The 239-nt window shown below is 59.4% G+C and carries 1 protein-coding gene; it reads right to left on the bottom strand.

All coding sequences use genetic code 11. The features are described 5' to 3' along the window. Nucleotides 1-239 (bottom strand): condensation domain-containing protein (locus tag G9F50_RS20360; RefSeq protein WP_165417796.1); only part of this gene is annotated, 239 nt, incomplete at both ends.

Genomic DNA, 239 nt, shown 5'->3' with positions numbered 1-239 from the left:
AGCCGGCTGCGGTCAAGCGGGCCCGTCAGTTCCAGCACAGCCGGCATATTGTAGCCGACACCGCCGTCTTCAAGCTGCTGGAGCACATACATCCGTTTCTGCGCCGAAGACACCGGATAGGTGTCCTGTGTTTGCGCAGGCTGAATCGCTTCATACGGGCTCTCTTCCAAGTCCTGAATAACCGAAGCGAGCTCTTCCACCGTCGGCCGGGCGAAGATGTCCTGTAACGGCACCTGAAC

The sequence above is a fragment of the Bacillus sp. EKM206B genome, from assembly GCF_011066015.1.
GTDB classification, from domain to species: domain Bacteria; phylum Bacillota; class Bacilli; order Bacillales; family Bacillaceae; genus Bacillus; species Bacillus velezensis.
This window is presented reverse-complemented; position numbering and strand designations above follow the sequence as displayed.